This is a genomic window from Mycobacterium sp. (assembly GCF_019247615.1).
In the GTDB taxonomy this organism is placed as follows: Bacteria; Actinomycetota; Actinomycetes; order Mycobacteriales; family Mycobacteriaceae; genus Mycobacterium.
This window is the reverse complement of record NZ_JAFBAT010000255.1, coordinates 1-2,803: the sequence shown is the minus strand read 5'-3', so window position 1 is coordinate 2,803 and position 2,803 is coordinate 1. Positions and strand designations below refer to the sequence as shown.

At 68.6% G+C, this 2,803-nt stretch carries 2 protein-coding genes; both read right to left on the bottom strand.

Annotation, left to right across the window (positions count from 1 at the left end; translation table 11 throughout):
• On the bottom strand, positions 1 to 1,609 hold a 1,609-nt coding region (locus tag JO059_RS17455), incomplete at its 3' end, for an Hsp70 family protein (RefSeq protein ID WP_293320912.1).
• Positions 1,610 to 1,734: 125 nt separating this feature from the next.
• A partial coding sequence (locus JO059_RS17450; protein WP_293320909.1) for a dihydrodipicolinate reductase occupies positions 1,735 to 2,803 on the bottom strand: 1,069 nt, incomplete at its 5' end.

Here is a 2,803-nt window from a genome sequence, read left to right as displayed (position 1 = left end):
GGTGTGCGGCCGGCGAGCGCGGTATCGGCGGCGACGGAGCCTGAGGACTTTCCGGAGCCGGGGGCGGCGCGGCTGTTGGCGTTTCCGCGGTGGGCGGGTCCGCCGGGGTGGCCGAGGGCGCGGGTGCCTGCGGTTGCGGACTCGGGTCAGCGGGCGCAGCCGCGTTTGTGCTGTGGGCCGGGGCCGTCGTTGTGTCGTCCGAGCGCAATTCGATGGCCAGCGCGGTGCCCAGCAGCAGAATCAGCGCCGCACTGACAATCGCCACCGCCGGCAGCCGATACCACCGGCGGCGTCGCTTCTTGGGCTCCGGGTCAGCGGGCGGGGCCGGTTCGGCCGGTTCGGCCGCTTCGGCGGGTTGGGCTTGCTCGGGCGCGGGCGCCGGAGCCGTCCAGACACCGTCGGCGGCCTTCGGCAACGTCACGGCGCGCATTTTGTTGGGCATGTCGTTCAATGCAGCCGCTTCGATTGTCGCTGTCGCCGTACGCCGAGGCTGCGGCCACGCCCGCGCGGCCGGTGCCGTCGCGGTCGCCGATGCGGGGCCGGCGAGCGTGGTTGCCGCGTCGTCGCCAGTAACCCGCGCCGCCCTCAGTGCAGCCCCGACGGCGGCGGTCACCTGCGGACGCGGTGTCGTGATGACCGGTACGCGAAGGTGGCCGGACAGCGTCGCGGTGACCATCGGGATATTCGCGCCACCCCCGATGGAGATCACCGCGGCCAGATCGTGAATTCCGTTGCGCCGCAAGGTGTCATCGAGGACCGCGACGAAGTTGTCCAAAGATTCGCGGATCGCTTCTTCGAGGTCGTCCCTGGTGAGCCGCGTGTCGCCGCGCGTGCTCGTCAAGTCGTCGGTGAGCAAGCTCAGCGTGCTCGACGAGAGCTGCTCCTTGGCGCTTCGGCACCCGGCCCGCAATCGGCTCAGCGAGCCGATCGGCAATGCATGGACGGGGTCGAAACCCGTGCTCGGCATGCTGGCCATCACCGCGGTCAAAAACGCCTGGTCGATCATGTTCCCGGAGAAGTCATGGTGCCGGACGGTCGGCGCGATGGCTTGATAGCCGCCGGCGGCGTTCATCAACGTGATGCTCGTACCGCTGCCGCCGAAGTCGACCACGGCCACGGTCCCGCGGGTGGGTATGCCCGGATTGATCCGCACCGCGGCGAGCGTCGCCGCGGCATCGGAAATCAGCAAAACGGGGCGCCCGCGGTTCGACCATTCGGGCACTCGGGCCAGCGCAGCGCCGAGGGTGTCCACCGCGCTGGTGGACCAGTGAGCCGGAAAGGTTACCGCGGCATTTTCAGGCAGGGCACGCCCGCCGGTGGCGACATACGCCAATGCGCGCAGAGCGTCGGCGGCCAGAGCGTCGCTGCGGTGTACGGAACCGTCGGGCGCCACGATTCCGACGGGGTTTCCGACCCGGTCCACGAAGTCGGTGATCACCACACCCGGCTCGTCCGGCCTGGGGTTTTCCGAGGGCAAGCCGACCTCGGGCGGGCGTTGGCGAAACAGCGTGAGGACCGGCTTGCGGATGATGGCAACGTCGGCGGTCGCGGCGGCCAGGTTGGTCGCACCAATCGACAAGCCCAGCGCGGGCCTAGCTCCCTCGGCCATTCGTCGATTCCCCTATGTTCGGCGGCACTGCGACCAGCCGTAATTCTGTAGGCGGAAGCTATCGCCAGCTTCAGCGCCCGCTATGGGTCACCTGTATAACGACCCTGGCGCCGTTATGCGGGCGGTCACCGAATGGTGCCGGCCCCGGCGATCAGCGGGAGGTCCAGCGGGGTGACCCAGCCCGGCCGCAGCTCGTTGACCGCCGGGACAGCGTTGAGCGCCCGCATCCCGGTCGCCAGGCAGCCGGCAGTGGCCGCGTCGCGGCCCGAATCGTCGGTGAACCGGAACGCGGTTTCTTGGAAGATGCTGGGGGTCCCTTCGATGTCCACCCGGTACACGTCGTTGTCGTGTCCCGACGGCCAATCTGGGGCGGCGTCGTTACCGATCCGGTTGACGTGTTCGAGTTGAATTCGGTTCTCGCCCTTGTAGATTCCGTTGATGGTGAATCGGACCGCGGCCACCCGCCCGGGCTTGATGATGCCCTTCGCGGTGGTGCGCTCGGTCGGCGTCACCCATTTGTCCCAGGTGGTCGTGATCTCGTCGAGCATGATGCCGGCGGCGTGGGCGATCATCGGCACGGTGGCACCCCACGCGAAGATGAGCACGCTGGGGTTTTCCAGCACCGGGCGGAAGTCCGGCTCCCGCCCGATGCCCATCTCCGTCTCATAGTCGCCTTCGTAGGTGGTGTAGTCCAGCAACTCGGACGCGCGCACCCTGCGCACGGCCGCGCAGACGCCCATCAGGGTCATCGGGAAAAGGTCGTTGGCGAACCCCGGATCGATGCCGGTGGTGAAGCAGGAGGACTCGCCCAGCTCACATGCCGTGGTGATCGGTTCTATCCAATTGGGCGGGTTGAGGTGCATGGTCGGCCAGACCCACGGTGTCATGGCGGTCGAGCAGACGTCGATGCCGGCTCGCAGGAACCGGGTGATCACCGCGATGTTGGCGTCGGCGTGCGCCGCGGTCGGGCCGTAATGGACCAGCGCGTCGGGCCGAAGCGCGATCAGGGCGTCGATGTCATCGGTCGCGGTGATGCCCGCCGATTCGGGCAGCCCGCAGATCTCGCCGACGTCGCGGCCGACCTTCTCGGGGTTGCTGACGCCGACGCCCACCAGCTCGAACAGGGGATGCTTGAGGATCTCGGCGATCACCATCCGGCCGACGAAGCCGGTGCCCCAGATCACCACGCGCTTT